Origin of the sequence: Rosenbergiella gaditana (assembly GCF_018494065.1) — a bacterium.
Classification (GTDB): Bacteria; Pseudomonadota; Gammaproteobacteria; order Enterobacterales; family Enterobacteriaceae; genus Rosenbergiella; species Rosenbergiella gaditana.
On record NZ_JABBFR010000003.1, the window covers coordinates 50,112 to 75,004 of the forward strand.

The 24,893-nt window shown below is 47.5% G+C and carries 20 protein-coding genes, 1 tRNA gene and 3 pseudogenes; 9 read left to right on the forward strand and 15 right to left on the reverse strand.

Translation table 11 applies throughout. The features are described from left to right. The first annotated feature begins 115 nt into the window (after positions 1-115). Positions 116-192 (forward strand) — tRNA-Met (locus tag HH682_RS03080). 39 nt (positions 193-231) lie between these two features. On the opposite strand, the pseudogene argS reads toward HH682_RS03080, so the two are convergent. The 3 genes and pseudogenes from argS to HH682_RS03095 all read right to left on the reverse strand — a co-directional run. Next, positions 232-1,566 (reverse strand): annotated as a pseudogene (gene argS, locus HH682_RS03085) (arginine--tRNA ligase); the annotation flags it as partial. Further along, a complete protein-coding gene (locus HH682_RS16075) occupies positions 1,497-1,835 on the reverse strand; it encodes an AMIN domain-containing protein (protein WP_250318526.1) in 339 nt (112 codons plus the stop codon). The gene HH682_RS16075 and the pseudogene argS, both read right to left, overlap by 70 nt. Then, complete coding sequence (locus HH682_RS03095) at positions 1,742-1,963, reverse strand: hypothetical protein (RefSeq protein WP_214236150.1); 222 nt, start codon at positions 1,961-1,963, stop codon at positions 1,742-1,744. The genes HH682_RS16075 and HH682_RS03095 overlap by 94 nt, the downstream gene beginning before the upstream one ends. Positions 1,964-2,017: 54 nt before the next feature. Here HH682_RS03095 and argA point away from each other — a divergent pair, with 54 nt between their 5' ends. Beyond that, a complete protein-coding gene (gene argA, locus HH682_RS03100) occupies positions 2,018-3,403 on the forward strand; it encodes an amino-acid N-acetyltransferase (protein ID WP_214236308.1) in 1,386 nt (461 codons plus the stop codon). Between the two features lie 21 nt (positions 3,404-3,424). Here the strand turns inward: argA and recD are convergent, their stop codons facing one another. The 8 genes and pseudogenes from recD to HH682_RS03140 all read right to left on the reverse strand — a co-directional run. Then, positions 3,425-5,266: an exodeoxyribonuclease V subunit alpha gene (gene recD / locus HH682_RS03105; protein ID WP_214236152.1), complete on the reverse strand. Its 1,842-nt coding sequence runs from the start codon at positions 5,264-5,266 to the stop codon at positions 3,425-3,427. Next, complete coding sequence (gene recB, locus HH682_RS03110; RefSeq protein WP_214236154.1) at positions 5,253-8,801, reverse strand: exodeoxyribonuclease V subunit beta; 3,549 nt, start codon at positions 8,799-8,801, stop codon at positions 5,253-5,255. The genes recD and recB overlap by 14 nt, the downstream gene beginning before the upstream one ends. Beyond that, positions 8,798-12,226 carry an exodeoxyribonuclease V subunit gamma gene (gene recC / locus HH682_RS03115; RefSeq protein ID WP_214236156.1) on the reverse strand — a complete coding sequence of 1,143 codons (3,429 nt, stop codon included), beginning with the start codon at positions 12,224-12,226 and terminating at the stop codon, positions 8,798-8,800. Before recC ends, recB begins: the two co-directional genes overlap by 4 nt. Positions 12,227-12,303: 77 nt before the next feature. Continuing rightward, positions 12,304-12,582: a hypothetical protein gene (locus tag HH682_RS03120; protein ID WP_214236158.1), complete on the reverse strand. Its 279-nt coding sequence runs from the start codon at positions 12,580-12,582 to the stop codon at positions 12,304-12,306. Then, positions 12,569-13,027 (reverse strand): DUF2509 family protein, encoded by a 459-nt coding sequence (locus tag HH682_RS03125; protein ID WP_214236160.1) that lies wholly within the window; start codon positions 13,025-13,027, stop codon positions 12,569-12,571. The genes HH682_RS03120 and HH682_RS03125 overlap by 14 nt, the downstream gene beginning before the upstream one ends. Continuing rightward, a complete protein-coding gene (locus HH682_RS03130; RefSeq protein ID WP_214236161.1) occupies positions 13,028-13,579 on the reverse strand; it encodes a prepilin peptidase-dependent protein in 552 nt (183 codons plus the stop codon). Beyond that, entirely contained in the window at positions 13,576-14,052 is a 477-nt protein-coding gene (locus tag HH682_RS03135) for a prepilin-type N-terminal cleavage/methylation domain-containing protein (RefSeq protein WP_214236163.1), read from the reverse strand. The genes HH682_RS03130 and HH682_RS03135 overlap by 4 nt, the downstream gene beginning before the upstream one ends. Before the next feature lie 265 nt (positions 14,053-14,317). Further along, positions 14,318-14,767, reverse strand: a pseudogene (locus HH682_RS03140) (IS1 family transposase); the annotation flags it as partial. On the opposite strand from HH682_RS03140, the pseudogene HH682_RS03145 reads away from it, so the two are divergent. The 5 genes and pseudogenes from HH682_RS03145 to HH682_RS03165 all read left to right on the forward strand — a co-directional run. Next, a pseudogene (locus HH682_RS03145) lies at positions 14,767-15,175 on the forward strand (transposase); the annotation flags it as partial. The pseudogenes HH682_RS03140 and HH682_RS03145 sit on opposite strands and share 1 nt — an antisense overlap. Before the next feature lie 475 nt (positions 15,176-15,650). Then, positions 15,651-16,007, forward strand: a complete 357-nt coding sequence (locus HH682_RS03150; protein WP_214236165.1) for a hypothetical protein — start codon at positions 15,651-15,653, stop codon at positions 16,005-16,007. A gap of 229 nt (positions 16,008-16,236) precedes the next feature. Then, entirely contained in the window at positions 16,237-17,445 is a 1,209-nt protein-coding gene (locus HH682_RS03155; protein ID WP_214236167.1) for an LD-carboxypeptidase, read from the forward strand. Between the two features lie 103 nt (positions 17,446-17,548). After that, positions 17,549-17,911, forward strand: a complete 363-nt coding sequence (locus HH682_RS03160) for a hypothetical protein (RefSeq protein ID WP_214236169.1) — start codon at positions 17,549-17,551, stop codon at positions 17,909-17,911. Positions 17,912-18,071: 160 nt separating this feature from the next. Continuing rightward, positions 18,072-18,239 carry a hypothetical protein gene (locus HH682_RS03165; protein ID WP_214236171.1) on the forward strand — a complete coding sequence of 56 codons (168 nt, stop codon included), beginning with the start codon at positions 18,072-18,074 and terminating at the stop codon, positions 18,237-18,239. Positions 18,240-18,401: 162 nt separating this feature from the next. Here HH682_RS03165 and thyA read toward each other — a convergent pair whose 3' ends face one another. From thyA to rppH, 4 genes are all read right to left on the reverse strand, one after another. Beyond that, a complete protein-coding gene (gene thyA, locus HH682_RS03170; protein ID WP_214236173.1) occupies positions 18,402-19,196 on the reverse strand; it encodes a thymidylate synthase in 795 nt (264 codons plus the stop codon). Next, positions 19,193-20,074 (reverse strand): prolipoprotein diacylglyceryl transferase, encoded by an 882-nt coding sequence (gene lgt, locus HH682_RS03175; RefSeq protein WP_214236175.1) that lies wholly within the window; start codon positions 20,072-20,074, stop codon positions 19,193-19,195. The genes thyA and lgt overlap by 4 nt, the downstream gene beginning before the upstream one ends. A 121-nt stretch (positions 20,075-20,195) precedes the next feature. Then, positions 20,196-22,451, reverse strand: coding sequence for a phosphoenolpyruvate--protein phosphotransferase (gene ptsP, locus HH682_RS03180; protein ID WP_214236177.1), 2,256 nt, complete (start codon positions 22,449-22,451; stop codon positions 20,196-20,198). A 3-nt stretch (positions 22,452-22,454) separates the two neighbouring features. Continuing rightward, positions 22,455-22,982: an RNA pyrophosphohydrolase gene (rppH, locus tag HH682_RS03185; protein ID WP_214236179.1), complete on the reverse strand. Its 528-nt coding sequence runs from the start codon at positions 22,980-22,982 to the stop codon at positions 22,455-22,457. Positions 22,983-23,660: 678 nt separating this feature from the next. Between rppH and mutH the strand changes: the two genes are divergently transcribed. Both mutH and HH682_RS03195 read left to right on the forward strand, forming a co-directional pair. Further along, the gene (gene mutH, locus HH682_RS03190; RefSeq protein ID WP_214236181.1) at positions 23,661-24,338 is read left to right on the forward strand and encodes a DNA mismatch repair endonuclease MutH; all 678 of its coding nucleotides are present in this window, start codon (positions 23,661-23,663) and stop codon (positions 24,336-24,338) included. A gap of 332 nt (positions 24,339-24,670) precedes the next feature. Then, entirely contained in the window at positions 24,671-24,889 is a 219-nt protein-coding gene (locus HH682_RS03195; RefSeq protein WP_214236183.1) for a YgdI/YgdR family lipoprotein, read from the forward strand. The last annotated feature ends 4 nt before the right edge of the window (positions 24,890-24,893 follow it).

Here is a 24,893-nt window from a genome sequence, read left to right on the forward strand (position 1 = left end):
TGCTTACAAAAAGGACTTATCGAGTGATTTTGCACCGAAAATTAACTTTTTTTCGATATATCTAAAATTTAGGGTTGCAAAGATCGGTGTAATCCGTATAGTGCGCTTCCACGGACGCGGGGTGGAGCAGCCTGGTAGCTCGTCGGGCTCATAACCCGAAGGTCGTCGGTTCAAATCCGGCCCCCGCAACCAATATGAGAAAGCTTATCAAGTAAACTTGATAAGATTTTTTTACATCCTTTCTGGTACACGAATCCCCAGGGTAGATAAGCCTAAGACCTCTCCCGTCAACTGAGTCAGGTAAAGACGATTTTTCCTTTGTTCGGCACTCTCCTCGGCTAAAATCGGCGTATTGGCATAAAACCGTGAGAACAATGACGCCAACTCAAAGAGATATTGACACATCATATTTGGCATCCCTTCTCTCGCTACCAAGTTCAATCTTTCTTCAAGCTGTAAGATGGCCAACGCAATGGCGCGCTCTTCTGGGGTGGTCACGCGAAGTCCCTGACCATCCTGCCAGCTCAAGCCTTGCTGCTGAGCTTTTTCGAGTAGAGAATGAATACGTGCCCCAGCATACTGGATATAGGGTGCAGTATTGCCTTCAAAACTCAGCATACTGTCCCAGTCAAAAATATAATCGGTGGTTCTATTTTTCGATAGATCAGCATACTTAACAGCACCAATACCAATAATGGTCGCTAACTCATCTAACTCTTCGCCAGTAATATGTGGCGATTTCTGCTCGATTATCTGCTTCGCTCGACTGACGGCCTCTGCCAAAAGCGCCGATAATTTTATCGTTCCCCCTTCACGGGTTTTAAAAGGCTGCCCTTGTTTATCCAGCATCATGCCAAACTTATGGTGTTCTAAGGCGACCTCTTGTGGCACATAACCCGCTTTGCGCACAATTGCCCAGGCCATCATAAGGTGTTGGTGTTGACGAGCATCGATATAATAGAGCACGCGGTCTACTTTGAGGGTTTCATAACGATATTTCGCACAAGCAATATCCGTGGTGGTATAAAGATAGCCTCCATCCTGCTTACGGATAACGACGCCCATCGCCTCTCCCTGCTTGTTTTTATAAGCATTGAGATAGACGACAACCGACTCCTTCTCTTCTTGGGCAATATTACGTTCCAACAAGTCATCGATAATCTCGGCAAGCATCTCATTGTAGGCACTTTCACCACGAATATCGGCGGGGGTGAGAGAGACACCTAACAGATCATAGTTCTGCTGGTTCTGCTGCATAGAAATTTCAACCAACGGCCGCCACATCGAGCGGCAATAGTCATCCCCTTGCTGTAGCTTAACGACATACTGTCTAGCACGTTGGGCAAAAGCACTATCCTGGTCGTAGCGTTTTTTTGCTTCGCGATAGAAACCTTCAAGGTCGGAGAGCGAAAACTGATCACTACGATCCCCCTCCTCTAAGTGTGCAATCAACATACCGAATTGCGTACCCCAGTCGCCAATATGGTTAACTTTCGTCACGTTATGACCAAGAAAGCGCAGAGTACGGACACTTGCATCACCAATAATCGATGCTGGAAGTTCGCCACGGGGTATAGATAAAAAATATCCTGTCGGACGGGTTGTTTTAAATCAATCACTACACGTAATGTTTTCACATCAAATTTCGCCACACGAATCCCGCGAATAAAGGGATCTGCCCTCTTAACTTGCTGACTAAGTTTATGCAGCACCGGACTTAGCCTAAAGTCATTAATATCAATCACCAACCGCGCGGCGACTTCAAAATAAAATAGCGGTAGTGGGGTAAGGTTGCCGACTCGAAAGTCAGGCGGGTATAAAGCGTAGAAGGCCATAAACGGATAGCACTAAATTGAGGCCCCACTGCGGCGTGCGCTGACGACATGATACTGATTAGCCAAATTAGCACAGCAAGGTCCTGCAGCCAGTGTTGGTAACCGACGGCTCCTTTTTGAAACAACATATCCTTTTCCCTAAAGATAAGATTGTGATTTATCACAATCTCGACTTGCAATTTATGCCTCTTAAGCATAAAAATACACTTATAACGAATAAAAATTCATTTGGAGCTCCTGTGACAGAACGCAGCACTGAACTGGTAAGAGGTTTTCGGCACACCGCCCCCTATATCAATACTCATCGTAATAAAACCTTTGTCATCATGCTCGGTGGTGAGGCTATCTGCCATGAAAACTTCCTCAGTATTGTGAGCGACATTGGCCTGTTACACAGTTTAGGTATTCGTCTCGTCGTCGTGTATGGCGCGCGCCCTCAAATCGATGCGAATTTACTCGAGCATAATATTGAGCCAACTTATCATAAATATACTCGGGTTACTGACGCGCAATCTTTGGAATTAGTCAAACAAGCAGCGGGCCGATTGCAATTAGATATTACTGCGCGGCTATCCATGAGCCTTGGCAATACGCCACTGCAAAACGCGCATATCAATGTGGTCAGCGGTAACTTTATTATTGCTCAACCTTTAGGGGTAGATGACGGTGTCGATTATTGTCACTCTGGCCGTATCCGTCGTATCGATTATCAAGCAATTAACCAGCAACTGGACACCGGAGCAATCGTACTGATTGGTCCGGTAGCCGTCTCGGTAACAGGTGAAAGCTTTAACCTAACGTCTGAAGAAATCGCTACACAAGTGGCCATAAAACTTAATGCCGCGAAAATGATTGGCTTTTGCTCAGAACAAGGCGTTCCAGATGAAGAAGGTAATATTATCTCTGAGATGTTCCCTGACCAAGCACAACAACGGATTGAACAATACGAATCTGCAGGTGATTATCTGTCAGGCACCGTGCGTTTCTTACGGGGTGCTATGCAAGCCTGTAAAAGCGGCGTACCGGGTAGCCATCTGATTAGCTATTTGGAGGATGGAGCTCTGCTTCAAGAGCTTTTTTCTCGCGAAGGGATAGGTACGCAAGTCGTTATGGCGTCCGCCGAACAAGTCCGTAAGGCGACGATTGACGATATTGGCGGGATTTTAGATCTAATCCGTCCACTTGAACAGCAAGGTATTTTAGTGAGACGTTCCCGCGAACAATTAGAAATGGAGATCGATAAGTTTACGGTTGTCGTACGCGATCAATTAACGATTGCCTGTGCGGCCCTCTACCCTTTTGCTGAAGAAAAACTTGGCGAGATGGCCTGCGTGGCGGTTCACCCTGATTACCGTAGCTCTTCACGGGGAGATATGTTGCTCCAGCAAGTTAGCCAACAAGCGAGACAGATGGGCTTAGAAAAGCTCTTTGTACTGACCACTCGCAGTATTCACTGGTTCCAAGAGCGCGGCTTCCAACCTGTCGATATTGAGTTTCTGCCAGAAAGTAAACAGAAACTCTATAACTATCAACGACGTTCGAAAATCCTGATGCTCACCTTAAATTAGCGAGACTTCCCCAAGCTCGCTTTAGCGTAAAGCGGCAGTTAATCCACTACGGCGCGAGGTTTGATTATTGATCGCGCGGTTAAGGATAGCCGCTTCGCTATAAAGCGTTAACTGCGATTTCGCTCGTGTGATAGCGGTATAAATAAGCTCACGAGAAAGCACAGGACTAAACTGGCGCGGTAACACCAGTGCAGTATGCGTAAACTCAGACCCCTGTGACTTGTGTACCGTCATGACCCAAGCCGTTTCGTGTTCGGGTAATCGTGAAGGCTGAACGGCCCTTAGCTCACCATCGGGTAGCTGAAAGTACACTTTCAGCTGTTGATCGCTGTCTAATAATGTGATGCCGACATCACCATTAAAGAGCCCCAACCCGCTATCGTTACGCGTGATCATAATCGGCCGGCCCACATAATCTTGCTGCAGGGTCGAGGAGGATGAAAGTAAACCACGTTGACGTAAGGCCGTTTCAATACTCTGATTCAGCCCCTTCACACCGAAAGCACCTTCACGTAACGCGCATAGTAGCTGGTAGTGAGAAAACTGAGCGACGATCTGCCGAGGCGATTCACCCCGCGCAACCGAGGCTAAAAACGGCTGGTAGCCCTTACATACTTCTTGCAGTAGAGTGCGCCAGTCGGCCTCATCGGCTAATCCACGCCAGTGGATATCAGGAAGCTCGCTGGTTAACAACGCATGCGCCTGTTGAGTTTGGCCTTGATTTACCGCCCTTGCCAACTGGCCAATCCCCGATTTATCATCGAACCGATAGCTGTGTTTCAGTAGACAAATAGTATCCCGGAGTTGCGGTGCCTGGGGTTGTTCGAAGCCCTCAACATCACAACCGGTAAGACGCGACAATTGCGCTGCCCGTGCCGCACTGTAGCCATATTCAGCACTGCGACAAATATCGCCCAGTACTGCACCCGCCTCGACTGAAGCCAGTTGATCGCGGTCGCCCAGAAAAATAACTCGCGCCTGAGCAGGTAGCGCGGCGATTAGATTCGCCATCATGGTTAAATCAACCATTGAGGCCTCATCGACAATCAAAATATCCAGATGCAGTGGATTGTGCGCATGGTAGCGCAGTTGACGCGTAGTCGCTTGCGCCCCCAGCAAACGGTGTAGTGTCGTGGCTTCCCGTGGGAAACGTTGGCGGATCGTTTCGTCAACGTCTAAAGCAAGCAGTGCTTTACCCAGTGATTCGGTTAACCGAGCCGCTGCTTTGCCGGTCGGTGCCGCCATTTGGATCCGCAACCTTGTCTGACTTAGTTGGATCATGGCCGCCAGCAGCTTCGCTACCGTTGTCGTTTTTCCGGTTCCCGGTCCCCCCGAGATGATCGCGTGACGAGCGGTCAACGCCACCGCCGCCGCCACTTTTTGGTCGTTATGGACAGATTCACCAAATAATTGGTCGAGGATGTGACGTGCCTGTGATTCATCATCCAACCGCTGTTCAGGAAGCGAATTGAAGAACGTAGCAACCTGTTGCTCCTGATACCAAGCACGCTGTAGATAAAGCTGTTGATCGACTAAGCATAATGGGCCAATCTGGTTAGCCGAGGAGAGCGCTGACCAACCGGCTAACCGACTTTGCCATCCCTCTGCGTCCTCAGGAGCTTGACACAATTGCCATAGATCCTCAGCAGCGATTCGCTGTTGCCCCGTCCACAAGGCTTCCGGGCTCAATGTTTCTAAGGCGAGGCAAACATGCCCCTCTCCTGCGCTGGCACTGACACAGGCTGCAGCAAGGAGATAATCAGCTCGATCGTCCTCACATAATAACCGAGCAAATTGCAGATCCACTGAACGAAAAAGCTGTGTAGAGTGAGCATAAGCAATAACCTGATCAATGAGGTTCATCGGTTTCCTCCTCTCGGCTAAATAAACGATCCAGCTGCTCAATCAAGGCAACAGGAGGCCGCGTGTAATAGATTCCATTTCCTGGAAGGAAATCAGCCATTCCCCGCAAAAAGAGGTAATAGACACCTCCGACATGCTGTTCATAATCGTAATCAGGGAGACGATGACGTAAATAGCGGTGTAGGGCTAGGGTATATAATTGATACTGAAAATCGTAACGGTGTTCGACCATTGCCCCTTCCATTGCCGCCTGCGTATAAGCCTGACTATCAGTTCCCAACCAATTCGACTTATAATCTGCAATGTAATATTTTCCCTGCCAACGAAAAACAAGATCGATAAAGCCTTTCAACATCCCCTGCACTTGAGAGAATACTAAGCTTGCAGCTTGCGCGGACAAGGGATCGTAACGCTTAATGCAGTGATCCAGTGCAGCGGCATTGAGCGGCTTCTCAATCGGGATCCAAAACTCCATTTCGATTAAGCGATCGCTATTGCTGATATGAGAGAGCGACGTTTCCGCTCCCGGTAAGTGTTGCAACAAGACTCGATGGATCCAGCCATGCACTACAGGGGTCCACACGTCTTCGTAGCCCCAAGCCAACAACTGCTCTGTCACCCACTGCACCTCGGGTGCAGCGGTAAAATCAAGATGTTCGAAGAGGTGGTGTAAAAAGGTACCAGGCGCTGCCCCTTTGGGGAACTGATGCACGGTAGAAAGCTGAGGCTGTTCATCGGTGCGCTCGACAACAACCTCAGCGTCGAACCCTGGCACAAACAGTTGTCGACTGCTGGCATGATGAGTGAGGGCGGAATAACTGGTGACACGCCAATGATCTTGTAGCGACCGCTGTAATACCTTTGCCGTAACCTCTGCCGATTCGGCTAACTCGGTCTGATAGTGTGTTGACGGCCCCTCACTAGCGATCACGACCTCGCACTCGGTATCGGCCATCTTTGCCAATGCCTCAGCAAGCTGTGCGGCAGTCGCCGTCTCACCTTGCTGCACCAAATACCCTACTGCGCTGTGCTCCAATTCAGTAGGACCTTGATATTTACGTTTACGATAAAAGAGCGGAGCAATGCCTATACTGCAGTGCCAAATTGCACGCGTTAAGGCAACGTAAAGTAAGCGTAAATCCTCCGCGAGCCGCTCTTCTTCCGCTAAGGATAGGCTTTCTTCATCGGCTTGCAGATCGAGCACTGCTGAAAAATGCTGACGATCGTGGTAGAGCGGTTGTTTCGTTTCTCGATAGCTTGCAATAAAGGGAAGCCATACTAATGGATACTCTAATCCCTTAGATTTATGGATCGTGACGATCTGCACCAGATCGCGATCGCTCTCTAAACGCAATTGCTGATGACGGGCATTGTCATCCGGTTGATCCACTTGCTGAGCAAAGAAACGTAACAACGCGTGGGGCGTATCATGTTCCGATGACGCCGCTTGTAATAGCTCACTAACATGCATTAAATCGGTAAGCCGCCGCTCCCCACGTTCGCTCGATAATAAATTTTCCGCTAGCGAATAGTCGTGCAACACCTGACGAAACATCGGCAGAAAACCAAATGTCCGCCACTGTTGTTGCCAGCCAGTGAATTGATCGGTCAACGCATCCCATTGCCCGCTATCTTGGTTAAGGGCCTCAATGTGTGTCGCCGAGTAGCCGAGTAGCTGGGTGGCAAGCGCGGTACGTAATAACGACTCTTGTTGTGGATGCAAGATTGCGTCTAGCAACCATAGCAACTCTTGCGCTTCGACTGTCTGATAGACGCTATCGCGACTCGATAGATAGACTGAAGCTATACCCTGCTGTTGCAGCGCATCACGGATCAAACTCGCTTCACGACGGCTACGCACTAATACGGTAATATCCGCGGCACTGACGCTGCGGCGTGTCTCCCCTTTCACCAACCATGCCTGCTGCTGCTGTCCAGCTGTCAGCCATTGTGCAATATCATTGGCACAATATTGCGCCATGGTCTGTTGATAATCGGTAACATTGCACCCTTCTCCCTCCTTTAACCACCAGCGCATCGCCGGCTGTTGTTTACCCTCTCGCCATAAGCTTAGTGACTGGTTACTCGGTGCCGACGCTACCGGTAAGAAGGGGATATCGGCAAACAGAAAAGGATGTTCAACTTGTTGAAAAAGACGATTAACACTTTCCACCATTCCTGGGGAGGATCGCCAGTTTGTATGCAGTGAATAGTGATCCGTAACCTCATCACGCGCTTTGATATAAGTAAAAATATCGGCGCCCCGAAATGCATAGATCGCCTGTTTAGGATCGCCAATAAGCAACAAAGCGGTCTCGGAGGGTTGCGCGTAAATACGACTAAAAATACGGTATTGGGTCGGGTCGGTGTCTTGGAATTCATCTACCATGGCAACCGGATAGCGCTGTCGGATCGCTTCAGCCAGCGCCTCACCTTGCGGTGGCTGTAATCCACGATCAAGCGTCGTTAATAGATCATCAAAACTGAGTAGTGCGTGGCGTTCTTTTTCTTGGCGTAGATTCGCACGAATATCTTGTAGCGCTAAGGCCACTAGTGGTTCGTATAATGAGATTGGCGTGGAGAGAAAGTGATCTATCGCCTCAAAAATCGCGTAGTGGGGCGCTTGCCCTTTTTTAGTTTTTGCTATTAATTGCGCTTGGCCAAATTTTTCCAGCTCTTTTCGCGGAAGCTGGTAACTGGTTTCTTCACTCTCCGCCCACAGGGTTATCGCATTGATCCAATTGCGAACATGCAATGTAGAATAACTACGTTTATCGACATCTGAGTTCATGACCCATTGATAAACATCGGCAGAGACGTCGCGCCATTGCTGTTTCATCTCAAGGATACGGCGGCAGTTTTCATTGTGGCACGCACTTAAGTCCTGAATCGGGAGCGGATGTTTAAGCTGTGGGACATCGCCTTGTAACCACCCCTTAACTGAGTGCAGGAGATGCTCAGGGCCGCTGAAAAGTGCCATTACCTCGCGCGCGATCGCCTCATCCAATGGATAACAGTAGCGTCGCCAAAAATCTTCTGCCGCTTGGCGTAACAGTTGTTGTTCATCTTCCAATAACTGTTGTTGGAACAACATTCCCGATTCAAAGGCATTGAGGTTAAGCATTCGCTGACAAAAACCATGAATAGTGTAGATGGCAGATTCATCCATCTGCCTTTCGGCCAGCAGCAGGATTATCGACGCTTGTGCCTTGTCGTCAATTTCAGTCAATAAATGGCTCATCACCGGATGGTCGGAATAACCACGAATGCAAGCAATACGCAGTTGATGAATATTGTCACGAATACGACCCCGGAGTTCTTCAGTAGCCGCTTCGGTAAAGGTTACGACTAAAATTTCTTCCACCGATAACAACCGTGACCAGGCATTCTCCTTACCTAGCCCTAATAGCAACCGTAGATAAAGAATGGCAAGCGTAAAGGTTTTCCCGGTTCCGGCTGACGCCTCAATCAGTCGCTGTCCTTGCAGAGGGAGCGTAAAGGGATCCAACGTGATCGAAGACGATTGATGGCTCATGATAGGGTCTCCGATGTCTCGGGGCTATGTGCTTGTAAAACAGGTAAATACCATAATTCTGCTTGCTGGCAAATTGCTGTCACCTGTTCCGATGTTAATTGTGGTGCTAAACGTTGTAGGTAAGGATCGCTCCCTTCGCCATCCATTAAGTATCCTTCATGCCATGCGTTATGAAGTCGTTGTAAGGCGCTACTCTGCGTGCTCTCTTGCCAATCAATCGCCGGAGGCTGACTATTTTTGAGTAGCGCAGCCTGTAACCAACTGCCGCCACTCTCTTTCAATAACCAAAGCGGCTCGACCATACCTTGGTAATAACCCTGCATCATTCTCTCCAGTTGTGCGACCGCCTCCCCGGCTGATAGCGGTAAAAAACGCCAACAGGTCTCTTCCCGGCCATATAATCGGCTAATGCCTTGCCCCCCCATCGCACAATAGAGCAGATGTTCAATCCATAACAATAAACCGTCGGTCAGATTGAGCTTGCCGGGCCGCCAACGTAGAAGGCCATCCGCCTGTACCTGCGGTAGCCATCCAATGATCCGGGTATCCAATAGCATAAGATCAACTTCCAGACTTTGTGTAGCATGACGTTGGGTCATTACCGTTTGCGCAATTTTTTCCATCTCCGTGCATTGACGCTGCCAAAGTAGCCGCCCATAAGCACCATAAGGTAATTGTCCTGATAAACGATAATGGCGATAAAGCTTTTCCGCAGGCTGTTGTTCGATCAGGCTATTTAACAACCGTTGATTAATTTGATAACGGGTCAGATTATCGTGAATAAAAGGTTCGCTCTCAGGAAGCCCTACCGCTTCACGTTGGAAATAGACGCCTAAACGACGCGTAAACCACGCTCGGATTGGATGGCGCCAAAAACTCGCAAAGGCATTGATGGAAAGCTCTTCAGGCTTAAAGGGCGAGAGTGGCTGGGTAAATGCCTGTTGTGCCACGCCCTCGCGGTTCGCAGCTGCCGTCCATTGTCGAGCAAATGAGTGCCAAGGATTCTGCACACTAAAGTTTTCAGCCGCAAACGGGGTTCGAGCCTGCGCTAAAACCAGATGTTGTTGAACGCGCCGCGCACTCTCATCAATATTGCACTGCGCATCTCCTTCAAGATAAAAACTTTGTCCGATATACTCCAGCAACTCAGTGACCAGTACCGATGCTAAACGTGGCTGATTATCTTGTATAGACCGCCCGACATAGCTGACATAAAAATAGTGCTGTGCTGAGGTCAAGGCTTCTAGGAACAGGTAGCGGTCATCATCTCGACGATTTCTATCCCCTTTCCTCGGTTGTTTTGGCATCAGATCAAAGCCAGAAGGCAGTAACGTTCGTGGATACACCCCATCATTCATACCCAGGAGACAGACGACCTTGAAGGGAATCGATCGCATGGGCATCAAGGTACAAAAATTTACCTGCCCGGCCAAAAACCGTTGGCTAATACGCTGTTGCTCAAGCCGAGTACGAAGTTCATCACGTAAAAGAGTCATGGGTATTTCCTGCGCATAGTGCGCCGTTATCCCTTCTTGTATCACCTTTCGCCACTGTTCGTGGATCACTTCTAAGGCTGCTTGACTTTCTGCATCGCCGATAAAAAAGCGTTCGGTTAATTGGCGACAGTAAGGTAACCACTCCTCTAGAGTGTAGGATTGCGTGAGTCGCTCACGCCACTCGCTGAGTGCAGCAAGAAATTCGGCTAATTGACCTGCTAATTCCCCCATTAATCCGGCGCTTTCATCGAACGGCAATATGCCTTGCCAATCTCCGAGCGAACTGTCCATGGCAACACCAAGCAACATACGTTGGATCCCAAACTGCCAGGTATGTTGGCCCGTTACAGGAAGCGCAAGATTAGCGACGCTTTCATCATCTAATCCCCATCGAATACCTGACTCTTCGACCCAATGGCGTAACCGCTGTAGCTGCTCTTCGCTAATAGCAAAGCGCTCCGCCAAAGCCGGAACGTCAAGGAGGGCCAAGACTTGTTCTGAGGTGAATCGGCTATCCGGTAGCATTAGTAGCTGAATAAAAGCCTGAATCACCGGATGAGCATAACTGGCACTGCGATCCGAGATGGAAAAAGGTAAATAGGCTTCGTTATTAGCCCGAGAGAAAGCCGCTTGAATAGAGGGGGTATAGAGATCAATATCGGCCACCATTACAATAATATCTCGCGGGCTAAGATCAGCATCTTGATCAAGTAGCGTGAGCAGATAGTCCCGCAGAACCTCCACTTCACGTTGCGCATTATGGCAACTGCTGACCGTTACCGAGCGATCATCAAGGGCCAATGGCCGCTTAGTGGCGCTGGTAGTAAACTGTTTTTCATTGAGGCCTACAACTGAGTGATCTTCCAGCATCAAAATATCGTGTTGCAGTTGTGAGAGCAGATGGGTGGGTTCACTCTCAACAAATGCATGGATCTCATCATTGACGCTTTCCATCTGTGCAAGCAGATAGAGATTATCGCGTCCCTGTCGTCCCCAAGAGGCGAGCAAAGGATTGGGGAGTGACTGTTCACCCTCTTCACTAAACAGCTGTGGGGCTATTTCGGGGGCTTTAAATAATCCACGCTGCTCCCCTGTCTCCTGCCACTGTTGCTGCTTAAGTGCATAAACCTTACGCCGCCGAGTCAGTAGCCGTGCGAGGAAAGCTCGGTCTTGGATATCGCCCCAATAATGTTGACAGGGATTGGTAAAGAGCAGGTGGATATCACTGTGGCGGCCAAGGGCCTCAAGGGCCTGTAAATAGATCGGCGGCAAAGAGGAGATCCCACAGATAAACACTCGCTTAGGTAGGGAAGTGCCAATACTGTCGTCGGCCAGACGTTCAATAAAGCGTTGATAGAGATTGGCACGATGCCATTCAGGTTGACCAATTTGCGCCGTATAATCGACCAACGCTTGCCAAAGCGGTGCTTGCCACTCTTGGGCACTGCCTAATTCGAGAACACGCTCCCCCTGTTGCCATAATGCCAACCAGTCGGGCCGATAGACCAAGTAGTGATCAAACAGGTCTGCGACTTGGGCGCAGAGTTGATATAACTTACGTTGGTCACTATCCTGTGCAAGATAATCACTAAGTACCTGAAACGCTGGCTCGTCGCGTAAGGAAGGCAAAAGATGCATGAGTTTCCAGCTCATCGCACTTTTGGTGAAGGCACTCTCCGCCGGAATATTAGGTAACACCGCGACAAACATCTGCCAAATAAAGGTTGCAGGAAGCGGAAAGTGGATATTCGCGGCAATACGCGAGTGAAAGCCTAAGGCTAATTCCATTTGTAACCACTGTGCCATGCCTGGGCTTTGCACCAACACCACTTCCTGCTCAAGCGGGTCAGGCAATGGATCCTTCTCCATTATCGAGGTAACCAGATCTTTCAATAAATCAAGACGATTTGAATGCCAAACACGAAACATAGTGGACCTCTTTTCCTACACCCTAGCCCAGCAGTATACCTTGCCTCGACCATTATCACGACCTACTGATACAATTCCTATGGGCAACGTAAACGCTCCAAATAGCGTGGCGAATGATTCGGTGATTGCCATTCCACTCGCTGCCAGTAACAGCCATTCGCGGCAGCAATCTGTTGCTCACTAAGGGTATTGGCGTGATCCTCACTGCCCTCTAGCTTTTGCGCCAATTGACGCCACACTTCGCGACGTTGCCACTGAGTCTGTTCACTGACCTGCAAGCTACCGATATAATGTAAAATCAGCAAACTACTGATCGACAACAGTGTTAAGGCAATAAGCAATTCAACCAGACTCATTCCTAGACAACTGCGCGCGACACTGCTCGGCTGATAGCGGGCAGTGATCGATCCATCCTCGAGGATGACGTTGTGCCCGCAAGGGCGTTGTATTGCTGAAGATGACCCTCTGCCATAGTAACCACTCACTTTTTTCCGAACTTCCTCGTAACCAGCCATCCGTTTCTGATGCACGCCATAAACAGACAGAGAAGGTAACGGAGGGCGATGAGGGGCATTGCCAGCCTTCAGTGTTTGACCACGAGTAAGTGCGCCCCCAAGCCAGAGCAGACTGCGCTTGATAGAATGCGCGAAGATAATTTTTTTCATCATTGACCTGCTGAGCCCCGTGATGAAGTGAATCGCTGGTTAAACGTAAAATACCACTGGCCAGCATCATCATAAATAAAACGGTTAACAAGGTGACATTACCTTGCTGTGTTGACGGTGAAGGTAGGCGGTTCATCTAGCCGTTCTCTCGATTAACCCTGTGTTGCCGGTTAAGTGTGTACTTACCTGCTTTAGCCGTCAGTTGAATTTTAACGTGCTGGGCAACAGCCTCAACGCGAAAATCGAGAATTTGTACCTGTAAGGGCTGATTTAATCGTGACCACTGACCCGACGTGCAATCAGCTACCCCCCTAGCGCTTTCCATCGCTAACCCTCGATGTCGATAACCAAAATAATCGCTATCCTGACTTGTCGGTCCCTCCCACTGACCATTTGCATTATCGTCCCAGCGTATAAGTAAACACTTACCCCCGTCCCTTATCTCCATACTCACTCCTACACAGTTCTCACCATAACAAAAGCCTGCTCGGCGAATTGCCTTATCGAATAATAAAAGTAAGCGGTGCACCTCTTCACGCACCAATTGCCGATGTTCAATGGCGTTCACTTGCTGCCATAACTGCGGCAGTAATCGCTCAACGCTGAGTAAAAGTATTGCTCCCAGTGTCAGGGCAATCAGCAATTCAATTAGGCTAAAACCTGCTTGGCTATTGGTTACATGCCTCATTGACACCCCCTTTCATGACTCTGGCAGTAGCGAACTCGGCCATGAGTAGAGATAATGACTCGCCACCGCGTGACCCCATTACCCACCTCAAAACTCCCCGGCCAAGCGGTACCATGCTTACCAAAAAAGCGAGGTTCACCGACTATCGCCAAAATCTTGACCTCTGGGGAGAGAGGGGTCCACGTCCATTGATGCGCTAACCCAGCCCGTGGCTCGCTTTCTGCCCTCACCCCCGATTCTCCGGCGGATAACTGTTCCGTGAAAGAAATCGTTAAGTTATAGCCAGTGGCCTGCTGACGCAGGCGATTCAAAAAGTGCGTTAAATCACTCGCACTGGCCTTAACCTGCTGGCGTTGCTGCCACTGCGTGAGAGACTGGCTGCCCAACCCCGTTAATATCGCGGTGATCGCCAGCACAATAAGCATCTCCAGTAGGGTAAATCCCGCGTGTGAAGAACAAGAAGTTGATCGCATTGGCAAAGATTACGCTTGGTCAACCGTATTAAGCAGCCCTAGCCTAAGCATTTTGAGAGGTGGTTTGAATCATAATGCACTCTGTTCTCAATACCTCTCCCCTCTTTGAGAAACCGATTATAAAAAGAAGATTAACTCTCTTCTGTATACTCCGGCCACTAGGGCGGTTGATAAGGGGAGTACGATAGCCGATCGCTAACACAGTGCGAAAAGACCGATATACAAGGTTTGACAAGAGGGTCATGTATTCAATATGTAGATCCGGTTATTGTACGTAATGCTCACGCTCGACGAACGTACCGATGACCTTATCGTGCCTTTCTGCTGATTTTGAGTACCCGAGACTCTTGCGATTGATTCGTGTTAACCGGTTACGAAGATTCAGGTTTTCTCGCTCAATGCGTTGCGTGTAAAGCTTGCCTGTGATGTGATTTTTACCCGGCAACAGTTCATAAGCGCTGACGTTATCTGTACACCAGAAGGCAACATTGAAGCCCGACAGTCACCCCACTAATTTACACAGCGTCTTTTTACTCCGGTTCCCAACAGCATGGGCAATAATGAGTTTGAGACGAGGCTCCCCTGCATACCACCGCCAGCGTTGTTGCTTCTTATTGCCAACAAGTGACCACATTTCATCAACTTCGCAGATAAGCTGAATCTGGAGATTATCCAGTGGGAGTGTGGTTACACATCGCGACGAGAGTTTTTTAAGGTATGAAAGTTGAAGAAATTTGCCGTCAGAACGGTATTAGTCGTGCCACTTACTATAATTGGAAGTCTAAGTATAGTGGGATGAAAGCCGATAATGTTAAACGATTAAAAGAGCTTGAAGAGGAAAATACTCGGCTTAAAAAATTGTTTGCTGAAGTCAGCTTTGAGAGTCATGCCATGAAGGAACTCTTTGCAAAAAAGGGTTGCTAATAACCGACAAAAAGTCCTGTGCTGGATTATTAACAGCGTCGGGGTTGTCGGTTATTATGGCTTGTAAACTGACTTTTTATCCCTAGCCTCTTTGTATCGGCGCAGCACTGACTGGCGGGTAAAAGATAAGGCCGTGATCGATGCCATTCAGGCAGTTTTATCTGAGTCGCCACAGGCTGTCTTTATGCAAAATTGGCATTCTTTTTTCTATTTTCACCCTGTTTTTTAATATGTATTAAATTGATATTAAATGTTTTTCTGAAATGACTTCATGGTGAAGGGTTAATAGCAATCCTCTATCAATCAACCGACTACACCGCCACTCACTTACAGTGCCATATTTAGTATCAGCAAGCACCTTCCTGCCGCTTTGCGGCATCTTACAACCAGAGAACGCTCACAAAAATCAATAACACTATCCCTTAAAGATATTTCGTTTCTCTTTTGTTTACTCATGCAGGAATTTAATGGATGGACTCCACCTGAAGAAAAAATGCGGGCTAGGTATCCAGCGTAATTAATCTAGAGTGGCCTTCTGCATCTTCACTCACTATCCGGAATGACGCTGAGCGCGTTAAACGACAAAGTAACTACGACGGCGTCATTGATGCAGAAACGGCGGCCGTTCTTTATGCCCTAGTTGATAGGCATTTTCCACAAACAAAGGAGTAAGTATGAACTTCACATCCGTTGATTATGATTTTGCGTCAAGCAAAACCCTCAGTGACTACGGCATTGAGGCAAGTAAGGAGTTTCCTTTTAAATCAGTCGGCTTTGATGGCAATGTGCTCCGGCTTGTTGCCAGCGATGTGGTCGGAGGGGAGCTTATCATTCACACTGACGTGGGAACTCAGGGTAATGGACTGAAGCTGAAGGTGAAAAACGCGAAAGGAAATGCCACTACCGGAGGGAATGCATTGATCAGCAATGAGTATGTTGATACCACAACGGTCGGTAACGGGGATGTCATTATATTCGTCAGGTATGGTGAGACATTCGATTTCACGGGGTACAGTCTGATTAACGGGTAGACTCCAGGTCCGGGTTTCGGCACAGAACTCCTGAGTACCGAGGCTGTGCCGGAAGCTGGTAAACGTTCAGTAAACCCGCCACCACTGCCGCTTAACAGCGGTGTAAATAAAAAAGCCAGCGGCCCGTTCGAGAGCATTTTTCAAGCCTAAAAAAGTAATGACCGTCCGCCACGCAGCAAGTACCAGCGTAACAAAAACAGCGGCGAATATATTGTTAAGGAAGATAAGTATGATTCAGACAAAAAGCAGGCTATTTAAAAAAAAAGCGCTCCTCGTTCTTGTGCTTTCCCTATCCGGATGCACTACCACCTCACCGGCCATGGTAAAGAAAACTACTCTCCTGTCTGAGGCGCCTGAACGAAAAGTCTGTTCCGGTCAAAAAGGGACAGTATTCCTGATTGCAAGCTCGTCGCAATATGACGAGAACGTCATCCCGGAGATTGAGACGGCGTTTTCCCACCAGTGCTACGCAGTGGACAAGCGATATCTTGACCAAAAGCCTACCCGGCTGGGTTACGTGAACACGGATGAAAAGCGGGCAAAAACCCTCATTAATGCTCTCAGTGACCGCAATGTGCACTATCTTTGGTTTGTCAGGGGTGGCTCGGGAGCACTCAACCTTTACCCTGCTCTGTGCGCAAGCCGGCAGCGTATTTCGGCCTCAACGCCGAAAATCCTCGTCGGCTTCAGTGACGTAACAGCCATTCACAGCTTTGTTGGTCATGAGCTGAACTGGCCGAGCGTGCATGGCGTGTTGGCGTCTTATAACAAAGAAATGCATGAGATTAATAACAGTAAAAAACTCAGCATGAACAACAGTCTGAATGAAGTCTTTGAGGCCCTGTCTCACGGAATTAATTACACCGGCATTGAGCCGATGAACCGTAAGGCGGTAAAAACAGTGAGTGGTAAACTGGATGGCGGGAACCTGACCCTGGTTCAGTCTCTATTTTCCACTGTCTATGAGGGCAGCTATTCAGACAAAATTATGATGCTGGAAGATACGGGAGTGACGGCTAAACAGCTTGATCGGACCCTGCATCAAATAGCGTACAGCCGAAAATTCCACCCACGCGGTGTTATTTTTGGTCAGTTTTACGGCCTGAATGCCAGCGAGGGAGAACAATCACTTTACCGGTATGTGATAAAACAGTTTGCCGAGCGCGTTAACTATCCGGTTTATTATTACCCGGAATTTGGGCATGCTGAAACTAATCAGCCATTTATTCTGGATTATCAAGCCAGTATCATATGTAGCAGCGCATACAGGCTCTGCAGCCTAACCCAGGCTCCTGTAAAATTGACGCCAACAGCTGTAGCGAGCTCAGGCTGTAAAGGAACGGTAAGCAACTACAAGAAAGTACTCAAAAAAGGCGTCAATGTAATTCTGGGAGAGAAAGTAATAAGCCCCATTCCCAAGACACCGTCGGCGAAATAACAATAGCATGGTAACACTCCGGTCTGATGTTCATTCTCCCCCCGTTCGCTGTTTAATTGGCAATAAATAAATCGCCAACAAAATATTTAATTTTAGGTGTAATATGAACAAAAAAATAATTTCACTAATATCGATGATATTTACGTTGACTGCTTGCTCAAGTTATTGGGTAAGTAAGGGAACGCCAACAATTCCTGCTTCTGAAGCAGAAGATCAATGTTATGAATATGCGGAAGGAAAATTCCCAGTAAAAAATGAAATATCGTACTCTTCTACCAAAGATTACAGTGTAGGTCCAAATTCATGCAAAGAGAAAAAAAACACAGTTTGTGTAATAAATAATACAAAAACTGAAAGTGAAATTATCGATGTAAATAAATTCTCTAGAGAAAAAGAAATAAATAAGTGTATGGAAAAGAAAGGCTGGAAAACACGAACAAAAATACTCGGTTTTTCAATTAATTAACTCCGCGCACTAATCCTGATCCGCATCTCGCGCCCTACAGCGCCTAGCGATGGTACAAACCGACGATGTGGTGGCCCAACGTTCGTTAAGGGTACCAGACTTGAAACCTGTTCACGACTGGGAAAAGCCAAGACCAAATTTTTATAAAGGAAATTAAAAATTGAATATATCACCTGAAGAATTGGAAAAAATCATTCAGAATGTTATTGAAAAAGCATTAAAAAAAGCATTCATTCGCTATTTAAAATTAGCTATCGGCGTACCAATTGTTTTAATTTTAATTATTTCTTTGGTCGCTTTTACTTTTCTGAAATTGAACGGGCAGTGATGGGGTGTGAAGCCCAATGGAACGAAACTGTACGCTAAGTATGTTTTTATGGTCACCTATCCCTAGACATAAAAAATCCGTAACCTGAAAAAGGCTACGGATTTTTACTGTTTAGCATGACTAACTTATTGCGTCATTACTGGTCACGGTAACGGGTTGTGCTTATATCGCTACCGGGGCTTTGATGGCTGGATGCGGATCGTAGCCTTCAATCTCGAAATCATCGAAACAGTAATCGAAAATTGTCTCGGGTTTGCGTTTAATCACCAACTTAGGCAGCGCACGTGGCTCACGTGTTAATTGTAACTGTGCTTGTTCTAAGTGATTGGAATAGAGGTGAGTATCGCCTCCTGTCCAGACAAAATCTCCGACTTCGAGATCACACTGCTGGGCGATCATATGAACGAGTAACGCGTAGCTCGCAATATTGAAGGGAAGGCCTAAAAAAATATCACAGGAGCGTTGATAAAGCTGGCAGCTTAATTTCCCATTCACCACGTAGAATTGGAAAAAAGCATGGCAAGGCGCCAACGCCATTTTATCTAACTCACCCACATTCCACGCAGACACTATAATGCGGCGTGAATCGGGATCCTGTTTAATTTGACGGATAACTTCACTGATTTGGTCGATATGGCGACCATCAGCCGCAGGCCAGCTGCGCCATTGTTGACCATAAACTGGCCCTAAATTACCCTGCTCATCTGCCCACTCATCCCAAATGGTTACCTTATTCTCTTTCAGGTAAGCAATATTGGTGTCTCCCTTTAAAAACCACAGTAGTTCATGAATGATTGAACGCAGATGGCACTTTTTAGTGGTGACTAAGGGGAACCCCTGTTGCAGATCGAAGCGCATTTGGTGACCGAAAATTGATAAGGTTCCGGTACCGGTACGATCATCTTTCACCGCGCCTTCAGAGAGGACTTTCTGCATCAGTTGCAAATATTGATTCATTTTACTTCACTCGTTACAGTCTTCGACTGGCGTTGATACGCCCAAATCATCATTATCAATCCAGCGACAATCATCGGGATAGACAAAATCTGCCCCATGCTGATTACCCCGCCAAATAGACCTAACTGCGCATCAGGCTGACGGAAAAACTCGACAATAATACGGAAAGCGCCATAGCCTATCAGAAATAGACCCGAAACACTGCCCATTGGTCGCGGTTTGCGAATAAACATATTCAGGATAATAAATAGAATCACCCCTTCTAGTGCTAATTCATAGAGCTGCGATGGATGACGAGGCAACACCCCAAAGGTATCTAGCAGCGATTGCCATTGAGGATGAGTAGGAATTAAGGCTAAATCTTCATCACGCGAGCCTGGAAATAGCATCGCCCAAGAACTGTTCGGGTCAACACGTCCCCACAGCTCTCCATTGATAAAGTTACCTAAGCGACCTGCCCCTAAGCCAAAGGGTATTAAGGGGGCTATAAAATCAGAGACTTGGAAAAAATTGCGTTGGGTTTTGCGGGCAAAGACTAACATCACCACAATCACACCTATCAAGCCGCCGTGAAACGACATTCCACCATCCCATACCTTGAACAGATAGAGAGGGTTTTCGAGGAAAAGCGGTAGATTATAGAATAAAACATAACCGATACGTCCGCCTAAAAAGACCCCCAAAAAGCCGGCATAGAGTAAGTTTTCAACTTCGTTTTTAGTCCAACCACTGCCGGGCTTATTGGCACGACGCGTCGCCAGCCACATCGCAAAAATAAAGCCAACTAAATACATCAAGCCGTACCAGTGGAGGGAGATTGGACCGATAGAGAAAATTACCGGATCAAATTGTGGAAATTTAAGATAGCTCGCAGTCATCTTGCACCATTGGTTATTAAAACAGTCACACGCGCCTCATTATTAAGGGGGTGAACAAATACGTTGGGCGAAATCATAGCATAAGCCCGCAATATTGCGGGCCAGTAAATGTAGCTGAGTATTAACGACCCCCTCGGATTAATCCGCCAAGTCCACGTCTTTCCATAAATACAGAGATTTGGTAGCGAACCTCGCTGGTGGTACTTGACTGTAAAACCTGTGCCGCTAATTGTTCGGTCTCGTTACATTCAAGATGCCGTAGCAGGTATTTGACCCGTGGAATATTTTTGCCATTCATACTGAGATGACGATAGCCCATGCCCACCAGCAACGGTATACAAGTTGGATCTCCCGCCATTTCACCACATAAACTCACGGGTAAATTGACACGAGTGGCTAAGGTCATAATTCGATAGAGCGCTTGTAATACTGCCGGGTGCAGAGCGCTATACAGATTAGCGACTCGCGTATTATTGCGATCCACCGCTAACAGGTATTGCGTCAAATCGTTCGTCCCCACCGAAATAAAATCGACCTTTCGTGCCAATTGTGGGATCAAAAAGATCATCGAAGGCACTTCAAGCATAATTCCTACTTGCGGCGTGGGGATCTCATAACCGAGTAATTCCTCGACCTCATAAATGGCGCGATCAATCAGGTGACGCGCATCGTCGATCTCTTCAATGCTAGTGATCATGGGCAGCAGGATCCGTAAATTACCCGACGCCGCATTAGCTCGTAACATCGCACGGATCTGTACCAAAAAGATTTCAGGTTGATCTAAGGTCAGGCGAATTCCACGCCAGCCTAAGGCCGGATTTTCTTCACTGATTGGCATATAAGGAAGTTGCTTATCCGCACCGATATCAAGGGTTCTTAAGGTGACTGGCTTTTGATGAAATAACTGCAACATCCCCTGATATTGTGCAACTTGCTCGTCTTCCGAAGGAAAGCCACTTTGCAGCATAAAAGGAACTTCGGTGCGATAGAGGCCAATCCCCTCAACCCAGTTATCTTGATCGAGTTCCAGGTCAGCACTTAAACCGGCATTAAGCATAATGGCGATATGCTCGCCGCTCTTTAATTCACCAGGTAATTCAGCCGCCGTTTCCGCGGTCTTACTTAGCGCATTCTCTTCTTTGAGCAGTCGCTGATACTCTTTGATTAGTATCGGCTCAGGCTCAATCAGTACTTCGCCACGATAGCCATCAACAATCAGCTGTCGTTTATCGAGTTGTTCTGGACGGATATCAACGCCCATAACGGTTGGAATGCCCATGGCCCGCGTCAAGATTGCCGCATGCGAGTTTGCCGCGCCATCACGCACCACTATTCCGGCCAGACGGTCCTGTGGGATCTCCGCTAGGGAAGTGGCCGTTAATTCATCGGCGATTAAGACAAAACGTTCTGGCCAGCTGTTGCTGCCCTGTAAGGAGTCGTCGAGGTGGAAGAGTAAACGTTGGCCTAATTCGCGTAAATCGTTGCCTCGGTCGCGTAAATAATTATCTTTGAGCTCCGAAAACTGCGCGGCGAATTTTTCGATAACAACTTTCACTGCCCACTCTGCCACAATGCCTTGGTCGATTTCGGCGAGTAGGCTTTTTTTCAAACGTGGTTCGCTGAGTAAGTGTGAGTAAAGATTAAAAATCTCCGCACTCTCTTTTTGCGCGCTGCCTGAAAAGCGTTTGCTATAACGTCGAAATTCTTCTCCCGCTTCAGACATCGCTAGCAGCAGACGGTCTCGCTCCTGCTCAGTATCTAGTGCTGAAGCACGAGTCACCTGTTCCAGTAGCGGTTGCACCTGATCGACCCACCCTGGCGCAATGGCTACCCCGGGTGAGGCCGCAATCCCCTGCAGACGACTTTGACGATACAAGCCAAACAGCTGCCGTAATTGTGAGGGTGAAAGAAGCGTAGCGACCTGCGTGGCCAAGGTAACCAGAAAAGACTCTTCGCTCTCATCATACTGGCGCGTCTCACGCTGCTGCACCACCAGCACACCTAATACCGTTCGACGAGAAACAATCGGCGCACCTAGAAAAGCACGATAGTGCTCCTCGTTGACGGAGGGAATATATTTAAAACTAGGATGTGAAGGGGCGTCGGCTAAGTTAATCGGCTCAGCGAGGCGCCCCACTAAACCTACGATCCCTTCATCAAGCGCGAGGGTGATATTTTTTCCGCGAGGTTTTTTGAGTCCTCGCGTTGCCATCAAGTAATAGCAGCCACGCTCATGATCGGCCAAATAGATAGAACAGACTTCTGTTTCCATCGTATGACAAATCTCATTCACGAGAATCTCAAGTGCATCCTTCAGCCGCGGCGCACTCGCGACTTTTTCAACAATATCTCGTAACTGTGTGAGCTTCAGTGCCATCGATCATCCCCTTTTACGCCGCCCTGAGTAATTCGAACGCTGCCCCCCCCCTTCCGGTTGGGCCATTAACGATGTTGCAAATTCCTTCATTACCCGTCGATAGACATCCCGTTTAAAAGAGACCACTTGACGGACCGGATACCAAAAACTGACCCAACGCCAACCATCAAATTCCGGGGTACTGCTCCGTTGGACATTGACGGCACCATCTTGACACTGAAGTTGCAGCAGAAACCACTTCTGCTTTTGGCCAATACAGACTGGTCGTGTATCCCATCGCACTAAACGTTTGGGTAATTTGTAGCGCAACCAATTACGTGTCGAAGCCAGGATACGAACATCTTTACGATGCAAACCCACTTCTTCAAATAACTCACGGTACATCGCCTGCTCTGCCGTCTCTCCCGGATTAATTCCGCCTTGCGGGAATTGCCAAGAGTGCTGACCGAATCGTCGAGCCCAAAGCACCTGCCCTTGACGATTACAAATTACGATACCCACGTTAGGGCGGTAGCCATCATCATCGATCACTGGACTACCTCGATATTCTTTTTAGATAACCTGATTGTTTCACACTCCACTCGGGCGGTAAACCATTGCCTTACGCCAAGATGAGAAGGCTCAATGGGATAACTTAGGGGTAAAACTAAAGTTATAAACAAATTACCACGAAGTTAACCTATTTTATTCACCTTTTCTGTGGATAGCTTTGTGAAAAAGATGGGATTCGGTTGAATAATCATTTTTAAACCCCTCTTTTCGCTCTTTAAATTAATTTTATAAAGACCTTAAATTACATGAAGTTATCAGCTTTATAAACAACATTTTATCAGGTTTTTCTCGCATTGACTCTTTAACACTTATCGCATTGGTTAAAAAATAGTCATTTTGCAAATTATCCACAGAACATGCCTGAATGTTACGCATAAGTCGAAAAGAAACTGAACAAAGTGCCGTGTCAAGGCTGTAAATAGAAACAGTACTCTCAAATTAAAGGAGTTATCCAGTTTTTCTGTGGATAAGTAGGGTGACAAACCTGTTTATGAATACCTTAAAACTGGGATAACCCCGAAAAAGCCGCTGAATTATCTGGCGGGTTAGCCTAAAAAACCATGGTTTTTCATGCTATTATTCGCAATCTGTCTGTTGAGGAAATTCGAACGTTCAGCCCAATCGAAACCTGGTCATTTTTTATACAAAGAGTAAACGATGTCTATTGCTTACCTTGCGCCCCCAGAATCGGAAGCCGAACTGATGCGCCGCGCACAACTGATTGCCGGAAAAACCTTTGCCGACGTGGCAGCTGAACGGCAAATAAAAGTACCGGCAAACCTGCAACGTAACAAAGGGTGGGTAGGGAATTTAATTGAGTTAGCCTTGGGGGCTCAAGCTGGCAGTAAAGCCGAGCAAGATTTTGCCCACCTCGGTATTGAATTAAAGACTATCCCCATCAATGCCAAGGGCGAGCCACTTGAAACCACTTTTGTCTGTGTTGCGCCCTTAACCGGTAATATTGGCGTAACGTGGCAACAAAGCCATGTTCGTCAAAAACTCGCCAAAGTGTTGTGGGTCCCGATCGAAGGCGAGCGTCAAATTCCCCTTGCAGAGCGCCGAATTGGGGCACCACTCCTGTGGCAGCCCTCCGAAGAAGAAGAGCATCAATTACAGGCAGATTGGGAAGAATTAATGGAGATGATTGCACTGGGACGTGTCGAAGCGATCACTGCCCGCCAAGGTGAATATTTGCAAATTCGCCCAAAAGCCGCCAATAACCGAGCGTTAACCGAAGCCATAGGGCCTTCCGGTAATAGAATTTTAACGCTGCCACGCGGCTTCTATTTGAAAAAACGCTTCACTGCACCGTTACTGGCTCACCATTTTGGTTAAAGGCCCGTCTTTGACGCTGGCTTGCCAAATGGGGCAATAGGCTTTAGCTTACTGAAGAGTCAGCGTAATAAATCTCTTTCTAACCGACACGACTGTCCGACAGTAAGACATATCGCTTTACGTTTTTATCTCGTGTACTACCTATCAGTGCCCAATAATTTTTTTTGCTTATATTTCAATTTTTTAAGTGATTACTATCCTCTTATTAGTAATCTTTTATTACCGTCGTTGATGTCATGCTCCTGCGACTCAGAGGAATACAGACGATTCTGGTTTATGCTAACCGTTATCATCGTTTAACTGTTGCGCTAACGAAAAGAGGACGAAAAGAGATGATCAAAGCTGTTTTACTATTAGTCGGCGTAACCGGTAGCCTTTTGCTTAGTGGGTGTTCGAGTGATTACGTGATGGCGACTAAAGATGGAAAAATGCTATTGACCGAAGGGAAACCAATTATCGACAAGGAGACTGGGCTAGTCGAATATACCGATCAACAGGGCCATACTACGCAAATAAATAGCGACGATATCTCCAGTATTATTAAAAAATAATAAG

Excerpts from the sequence above, each read along its gene's own strand:
- argA (WP_214236308.1), top strand. The coding sequence starts at position 2,018 with ATGCCTCTTAAGCATAAAAATACACTTATAACGAATAAAAATTCATTT.
- recB (WP_214236154.1), bottom strand. The coding sequence starts at position 8,801 with ATGAGCCATCAATCGTCTTCGATCACGTTGGATCCCTTTACGCTCCCT.
- HH682_RS03195 (WP_214236183.1), top strand. The coding sequence starts at position 24,671 with ATGATCAAAGCTGTTTTACTATTAGTCGGCGTAACCGGTAGCCTTTTG.
- HH682_RS03160 (WP_214236169.1), top strand. The coding sequence starts at position 17,549 with ATGAACAAAAAAATAATTTCACTAATATCGATGATATTTACGTTGACT.
- HH682_RS03095 (WP_214236150.1), bottom strand. The coding sequence starts at position 1,963 with ATGTTGTTTCAAAAAGGAGCCGTCGGTTACCAACACTGGCTGCAGGAC.
- HH682_RS03130 (WP_214236161.1), bottom strand. The coding sequence starts at position 13,579 with ATGAGGCATGTAACCAATAGCCAAGCAGGTTTTAGCCTAATTGAATTG.
- recD (WP_214236152.1), bottom strand. The coding sequence starts at position 5,266 with ATGAACCTCATTGATCAGGTTATTGCTTATGCTCACTCTACACAGCTT.
- thyA (WP_214236173.1), bottom strand. The coding sequence starts at position 19,196 with ATGAATCAATATTTGCAACTGATGCAGAAAGTCCTCTCTGAAGGCGCG.
- ptsP (WP_214236177.1), bottom strand. The coding sequence starts at position 22,451 with ATGGCACTGAAGCTCACACAGTTACGAGATATTGTTGAAAAAGTCGCG.
- HH682_RS03155 (WP_214236167.1), top strand. The coding sequence starts at position 16,237 with ATGATTCAGACAAAAAGCAGGCTATTTAAAAAAAAAGCGCTCCTCGTT.
- HH682_RS03150 (WP_214236165.1), top strand. The coding sequence starts at position 15,651 with ATGAACTTCACATCCGTTGATTATGATTTTGCGTCAAGCAAAACCCTC.
- lgt (WP_214236175.1), bottom strand. The coding sequence starts at position 20,074 with ATGACTGCGAGCTATCTTAAATTTCCACAATTTGATCCGGTAATTTTC.
- HH682_RS03120 (WP_214236158.1), bottom strand. The coding sequence starts at position 12,582 with ATGAGTCTGGTTGAATTGCTTATTGCCTTAACACTGTTGTCGATCAGT.
- mutH (WP_214236181.1), top strand. The coding sequence starts at position 23,661 with ATGTCTATTGCTTACCTTGCGCCCCCAGAATCGGAAGCCGAACTGATG.
- recC (WP_214236156.1), bottom strand. The coding sequence starts at position 12,226 with ATGTTTCGTGTTTGGCATTCAAATCGTCTTGATTTATTGAAAGATCTG.
- HH682_RS03125 (WP_214236160.1), bottom strand. The coding sequence starts at position 13,027 with ATGAACCGCCTACCTTCACCGTCAACACAGCAAGGTAATGTCACCTTG.
- HH682_RS16075 (WP_250318526.1), bottom strand. The coding sequence starts at position 1,835 with ATGGCCTTCTACGCTTTATACCCGCCTGACTTTCGAGTCGGCAACCTT.
- HH682_RS03135 (WP_214236163.1), bottom strand. The coding sequence starts at position 14,052 with ATGCGATCAACTTCTTGTTCTTCACACGCGGGATTTACCCTACTGGAG.